Source organism: 'Chrysanthemum coronarium' phytoplasma (genome assembly GCF_000744065.1).
Classification (GTDB): domain Bacteria; phylum Bacillota_I; class Bacilli_A; order Acholeplasmatales; family Acholeplasmataceae; genus Phytoplasma; species Phytoplasma asteris.
In genome coordinates, this window is sequence record NZ_BBIY01000018.1 from 1 (window position 1) to 6142 (window position 6142).

The 6142-nt window shown below is 27.2% G+C and carries 9 protein-coding genes; all 9 read left to right on the top strand.

Features of this window, described 5'->3' with window-relative positions; all coding sequences use genetic code 11:
• The coding region (locus OYV_RS01040) for a DNA gyrase C-terminal beta-propeller domain-containing protein (protein WP_042067796.1) at window positions 1–1091 on the top strand (1091 nt) is incomplete at its 5' end.
• A 94-nt stretch (window positions 1092–1185) separates the two neighbouring features.
• The gene (gene tsaE, locus OYV_RS01045; RefSeq protein WP_042067798.1) at window positions 1186–1686 is read left to right on the top strand and encodes a tRNA (adenosine(37)-N6)-threonylcarbamoyltransferase complex ATPase subunit type 1 TsaE; all 501 of its coding nucleotides are present in this window, start codon (window positions 1186–1188) and stop codon (window positions 1684–1686) included.
• A 79-nt stretch (window positions 1687–1765) separates the two neighbouring features.
• A complete protein-coding gene (gene tsaB / locus OYV_RS01050; RefSeq protein WP_042067800.1) occupies window positions 1766–2356 on the top strand; it encodes a tRNA (adenosine(37)-N6)-threonylcarbamoyltransferase complex dimerization subunit type 1 TsaB in 591 nt (196 codons plus the stop codon).
• Between the two features lie 389 nt (window positions 2357–2745).
• The gene (locus OYV_RS01055) at window positions 2746–3372 is read left to right on the top strand and encodes a hypothetical protein (RefSeq protein ID WP_042067803.1); all 627 of its coding nucleotides are present in this window, start codon (window positions 2746–2748) and stop codon (window positions 3370–3372) included.
• A gap of 187 nt (window positions 3373–3559) precedes the next feature.
• A complete protein-coding gene (locus OYV_RS01060; RefSeq protein ID WP_042067804.1) occupies window positions 3560–4162 on the top strand; it encodes a sigma-70 family RNA polymerase sigma factor in 603 nt (200 codons plus the stop codon).
• Between the two features lie 240 nt (window positions 4163–4402).
• Window positions 4403–4732: a single-stranded DNA-binding protein gene (locus OYV_RS01065; RefSeq protein WP_042067807.1), complete on the top strand. Its 330-nt coding sequence runs from the start codon at window positions 4403–4405 to the stop codon at window positions 4730–4732.
• 136 nt (window positions 4733–4868) lie between these two features.
• Entirely contained in the window at window positions 4869–5063 is a 195-nt protein-coding gene (locus OYV_RS01070) for a hypothetical protein (RefSeq protein WP_042067810.1), read from the top strand.
• Window positions 5038–5913 carry a DNA adenine methylase gene (locus OYV_RS05265; RefSeq protein WP_236620250.1) on the top strand — a complete coding sequence of 292 codons (876 nt, stop codon included), beginning with the start codon at window positions 5038–5040 and terminating at the stop codon, window positions 5911–5913. The genes OYV_RS01070 and OYV_RS05265 overlap by 26 nt, the downstream gene beginning before the upstream one ends.
• Before the next feature lie 63 nt (window positions 5914–5976).
• Window positions 5977–6142: HU family DNA-binding protein (locus OYV_RS01080; RefSeq protein WP_042067812.1), on the top strand; the 166-nt coding region annotated here is incomplete at its 3' end.

The following is a 6142-nucleotide window of genomic DNA, read 5'->3' on the forward strand; positions in this document are numbered from 1 at the left end:
AAAAGAAAAAAGAACGCATTTTAGAAAAAGAACTTCTAGAAATGAAGAAAAAATACCAAGATGACAGAAAAACTACCCTCAATTTTGATGCTCCCCTAAACTTTGAAGACGAAGATTTAATCGAAGAAAAACCTATCATTATTACAATTACTAACAAAGGCTACATCAAAAGCATGGATATTGATACTTACAAACAACAAAAAAGAGGTGGGCAAGGCGTTTCTGGTATGAAAATCTACGAAGAAGACTTTATTGAACATCTAGCAATTACTTCTACTCACGATTATCACTTATTTTTTACTAACAAAGGCAAAGTCTATCAACTCAAAGGCTACGAAATTCCTTTAGGTCAAAGACAATCCAAAGGAAGCCATCTTGTTAATTTCTTACCATTCGAAAAAGACGAATTTTTAACTTCTTTCACCAGTGTTAAAAACTTTGATCAATCCCAAGATTACTTATTCTTTGCTACCAAAAAAGGCATAGTCAAAAAAACACCTCTCAAAGAATACAGCCACATTTCCAAAAGAGGTCTTATTGCAATTAGGTTAAAAGAAAACGATGAAGTCCTTACAGTAAACAAAACCACAGGCACTAAAAATATCATTCTAGCATCTAACAATGGCAATGCTATTTGTTTTTGTGAAACCAAAATTAAAAGTATTAGTCGCAACAGTATGGGTGTAATTGGCATGCGTCTTGGAAGTGATGAATTCTTAGTAGGAGCTGCTTTATTTGACACTGATTCCAAAGAACAAAACATTTTAGTAATGACTGAAAACGGCTTTGGAAAAATCACCAATGTCAACCAATACCGCATTCAAGAACGTAGTGGCAAAGGCTCTAAAACTATCAAAGTAAACGACCAAAAAGGAAGACTTATTACCCTACAAGTTGTCCTCCCTACAGATGATCTTATTGTTTCTTCTGACAAAGGACAAGTAGTAAGAGTAGCAATTGACCAAATTACCAAAACCAAAAACAAAGCTACCCAAGGAACGCGCATCATCAAATTAAAAACAGGTCATAAAGCAGTTTCAGTAGCAGTTGTCAAAAAAGAAGTACTTGATGTAGATGGCGTAGAAAATTAATTTTAAACCAACAAAAAAAGACAAAACACCAAAGGAAAAAGAACAAAGGTCTTATCATATTATTTTAATCTCATAATTAAAGGTCTAAACGCATATGAAAACCAAAATATATTTAGAAACAATTACTAATACCCCAAAAGAAACCCAAATATTAAGTTACAATTTAGGAAAAAAACTCATCAATCAAAAAAAAAACACTCCCAAAGAAAAACAAAGCAAAACAATCATTTTATTACAAGGCTCTTTGGGTTGTGGAAAAACTATCTTTACTAAGGGTTTTATTAAAAGTTTTGCCATCCTTCAAAATGTTTGTAGTCCTACTTTTGTCATTTCTAAAACCTACAAGAACAAATTGCACACTATTTATCATCTTGATTTATATCGCACAGGCCTTGAGACTGAATTTTTAGAAGAACTATTAGAAGACCTTACTTATCAAGATTTTGTTATAGTAGAATATTTTCAAAATTGCAGTTACCTTTTTCCTGATTTTGCTTTTTTAGTAGAAATGACATTTTTAAATGAAACTCAAAGAAAAATTACTATCTATCAAAATAGCAACCTTGATGATAAAAATAAAAGTAGATCAAAATGATATGCAAAATACTTATTCCAAAATCAACCTTTAAATTTTTTTGCAAATCTCTAACCAAACTTTTGAAAGCGATACGACAATGAATCAAAAAAACATTTTAATTCTAGATACTGCCACCAAAAGCCAAATAGTTATTTTAGTTATCCAAGGAAAAATTACTACTTTCAAATCCCGCCTTGGCAAAAACGATTATGTTCCTTGCATGATTCCTTTAATTGAAAGCGTCTTACAAGAAAATAATTTAGGTCTAAACAACTTAGATGCTTTAATAGTTGGTGTGGGTCCTGGTTCTTATGTTGGCACTCGTGTAGCAGTTCTTACAGCCAAAATGTTAGCCTTCAACTTACAAATCCCTTTATACCAAATAAGCAGTCTATTACTTTTATCTAGTGGTTATTCTTATGCTTCACTTACTCCTTTAATTGATGCTAGAAGTAATGCTTTTTTTGCTTTAAGCCTCAAAGAAAACCACATTTACTTAAACGAAGATAGATTTGAAAGCAGTTTCTTGCAATCTTTTCCTAATCATTTATTAATTGAACCAACTACTATCAAAATAGATTTTTGCACCATCAAACAATTTGCAAAAATTGTTTCCAATTGCCATTTATTAGTTCCTAACTACTTAACCAAAACCCAGGCAGAACGCAATTTAGAAAAAATTGATTGACAAAAAAAGTAAAAATATTTTTAAAAAAAATTAAATAATCCCAAAAAGAGACTTTTGAAGTCTCTTTTTTTTATATATAAAATTGCAAGGAAAGCACTCATGATATACAGATTAGTGAACAAAAAAATTGTTTTTTATTTTTTTGTGATAAAATGACATTAATAGCAAGTTTTTTATTTTTTGAACTGCTGTGGCAAATTTGTAAAAAGATAGGGTTAAAAAAATGTAAAAATGTACATACAAAATAACAATTATTTTTTCATTTCAATATTTACTTTTTGGTTTTAAAAAAATATATATTATTATTTAATTTTTTTAGTTTTAATGATTATAATTATTTTTATGTTTTTTAAAAAACATAAAAATAAAAAAGGATCTATATTATAAAAATGAATAATGCAAAAAGAAAAAAATCATTTTATTTAAAAGTATCTAAATTATATTTATTAATTTCTTTATTATTTTTTATATTAAATATTACTTATGTTTTTGCAACAACTAATAAGGAAACACAAACATACACTTCATCCAGTAGAGCATATAAACCTCATAATGAAGGCGAAGAAAAACAAGTAGACTGGGAAAATCCTAATACTTGGGATAAAGTTTATGATTCTAATAATAAACAAATTTCACAAAGATATTTTAAAGAAGGCAGCGACGAAGATAACAAACAAGTTAATTGGGATCACGATAAAACTTGGGATAAAACGTATTATGATGGCAAATTTGCAGAAGAAGTTCAAGCTGAAGAATATATATTAACTGAAAGGCATTACACATCAAATAGCAAAGAATATAAAAAAATAGTTAATTGGAATCGCGATAAAACTTATGATATAGAATTAAAAATTATTAATAATAGACCTTATAAATTAAATAAAAGAAGTTATCTAAATGACAATAAAGAAATAAATTGGAAAAGCCCTAACACTTGGAATAGAACTTTAGATGATAATAGTGGACACACATTGGAACAAAGACATTTTAAAACCTCAGAAGATGATATTTATTGAGAAAATAAAGAAACTTGGAATAAAGAATATCAAGATAATGAAATGACTGCCCTGTTCCAAAAGTTTAAACACTTTTTATTTTTTAAAAATTCTTTAAGACTAACTATTAAGTTAGTCTTTTTTTGTTTCAAAGACTAAAAAAAATAATTTCCTCTCTTTTCTAAAAACGTTTTTAGAAAGGCATTAAATGTTAAGAGAAGAATTATTTAAAGATTTTTTAAAAAACAAAAAGAATTTAGAAATACGAAATCAATTAATCGAACTTCATTTACCTTTAATAAAAAAGATAGTTCAAAAGTTTAAATATTATCCTCGAGTTTTAACTAAAGAAGATTTATATCAAGAAGGGATTTTAGGATTAATCAAAGCCCTCAATCATTACCAAGATTTAGGTTATGACTTTATCGCTTATGCTACTCCAACCATCAAATCGGAAATAAGAGAAATAATAAGAAAAAGCCATTCTCCTTCAATCCCCCAAAAAAATCATAAAAAGGATAATCTTTCTTTTCAAGAAGATTTTTGTGAACCATATCAAATAAATAAACTAAATCCTCATCAATTATGGTTAAAACAAGTTAAGCATGAAAATTTTTTAAAAAAAATGAAAGTTAAATTAAGTGAAAACGAATTCAAAATTATCCATTTAAGTTTTGGTGTTCCTTTAGGGAATATCAATGAAGATGATCAAAGATGTTATACCAACGCCGAAATCGCTGAAAAACTCAATTTATCTTTAAAACAAGTAGAAAATATTAAAAACATCGCTATTAAGAAATTAAAAAAATAAAAAACGTTAACCTTTCTCGTCCGTAATGACGTTAAATTAGTTATTTGAAACAATAAAAAAACCAGCTTACTTTGAAAGTAAACTTTTTTTATATCAAAATCAAGTATAAAACTTTTGAAACAACAGTAATAAACGATTCCAACATCAACAAATTAGATAATCGTCCAATACATTTGTTTTCAAAAGTTTTAATAATGAAAAAATTAAAAAAATATATCAAAAAGAAGGAAAAATAAAATTATGTTAAATAAAGTTCAATTAATCGGCCGTCTCAGCCATGATTTAGAAAAACAATATATCAATTCAAACAACGAACAAATCCCTAAAATCGATTTTCAATTAGCGGTTAACCTTAAAGAGATAACCCAATTCATCCCTTGTGTCGCTTTTCGAAAACAAGCCGAAAACATGAAGAAATATTTACATAAAGGTTCGAAAATTTATCTTGAAGGGCTTTTATCCATTCAAAAATATACGAATAATGAAGGTCAAACTAAAATTAACACTAAAGTTATTCTTCAAAACGTGATCTTTTTAGATAATAAAACTCAAGAAACTTTACCTTTTTAAAACAATCAATTCATAAAACTCAATAACAACCAAATAAACTTAATCATCTAACCCCTTTTCAAAAGGGGTTTTTTATTTGAAAAAAACAACAAATTGGTAAGGACACCAAAAGAAATAAAAAAATAAAGGAGACAAAATGAAAAAAAGATATCCTATTTTATTAACCATTTCCTATTTATTTTTCATCATTAGTAATATTATGGCTTTATTTTTCAATTTTGAATTAGGATTAAAATTTAACGCTACAATCGCCATCTTTTCTGATATTTTCTTTTTATTTTATTTATGGAATAAGGAGAAGAAAGATGAAAATCAATTGGATTGGTTGTAAGAAAAAACTTTTGCCTCAAATTATTTCTCATTTACCCAAACAATTTAAAACTTATTACGAACCTTTTTTAGGAAGCGGGGTTCTTTATTTTTATTTACAACCATCAAAAGCGATTTTAAACGATAATGATCACCAATTAATCACTATGTGGAAACAAAGTCTCCAAAATTCCCATCATTTTGTTAACAAAGTCAAAGCCATAGAAAATTATATTTACCAATATCACAACCAAAAGAACCAAAAACAAACTTTTAAACATTTATTAAACCAATATAATCAAAATGCCAAAAAAAGAAAAAAATTAACCAGGTCAGCTATCTTTTATGTTTTAAATAAATACGCTTTTCGTGGTATTACTCGTTATGATAAGCAAAATAATTTAAAAACAAATTTTGGGTATAAACCCAAACAAAAAACTCCCATCATCAATTTAAACGAATTAGTTACATTCCAAAGACATTTCCAAAAGAAAAAACATGTTTTATATTGTATGGATTTTCGTAAAGTTATCGCCAATAGTCAACAAGGCGATTTTCTTTTTATCGATCCACCATATTACTATGAAGGGATTAAAGATAAAGATTTTTACCAAAAACCATTTTCTTTTGAAGATCATAAATTGTTAGCCTTAGAATTACACCAAGCAACCAAAAGGGGAGTTAAATGGTTATACATCAATTATGAAACAATCCCAATTCTTCATTTATTTTCAAACTGTAACATCATCAAAACAAAAAAACAACGAACCAACATCTTACCAATAAAAACATCAATCAAGAAATCATTATTAAAAATTATGAGTAGAACTAAAAATTTTCACCATTATTTACCATCATTCAATTGGATATGAAACTCTATTTTAATTTAAATAACATTAATTTTCAAAAAAAATCAAAAAAGGAGTCAAATCATTATGACTAAAAAAGAATTAATTAAAAAAATCGCTGAGGTAAATAAAACCTCAATTACAAAAACAGAAGAATTTTATCATATCTTCGAAAAGACTTTAATCGAAGCAATTACTACTAATGAAGAAGTAGTTTTATCACCTCAAATCGGTAAATTCCAATTAAAACCAA

Bases quoted from the DNA above. Each gene is read 5' to 3' on its own strand.
- OYV_RS01060 (WP_042067804.1), top strand. From the start codon at position 3,560: ATGTTAAGAGAAGAATTATTTAAAGATTTTTTAAAAAACAAAAAGAAT.
- OYV_RS01070 (WP_042067810.1), top strand. From the start codon at position 4,869: ATGAAAAAAAGATATCCTATTTTATTAACCATTTCCTATTTATTTTTC.
- OYV_RS01055 (WP_042067803.1), top strand. From the start codon at position 2,746: ATGAATAATGCAAAAAGAAAAAAATCATTTTATTTAAAAGTATCTAAA.
- tsaB (WP_042067800.1), top strand. From the start codon at position 1,766: ATGAATCAAAAAAACATTTTAATTCTAGATACTGCCACCAAAAGCCAA.
- OYV_RS01065 (WP_042067807.1), top strand. From the start codon at position 4,403: ATGTTAAATAAAGTTCAATTAATCGGCCGTCTCAGCCATGATTTAGAA.
- tsaE (WP_042067798.1), top strand. From the start codon at position 1,186: ATGAAAACCAAAATATATTTAGAAACAATTACTAATACCCCAAAAGAA.
- OYV_RS05265 (WP_236620250.1), top strand. From the start codon at position 5,038: ATGAAAATCAATTGGATTGGTTGTAAGAAAAAACTTTTGCCTCAAATT.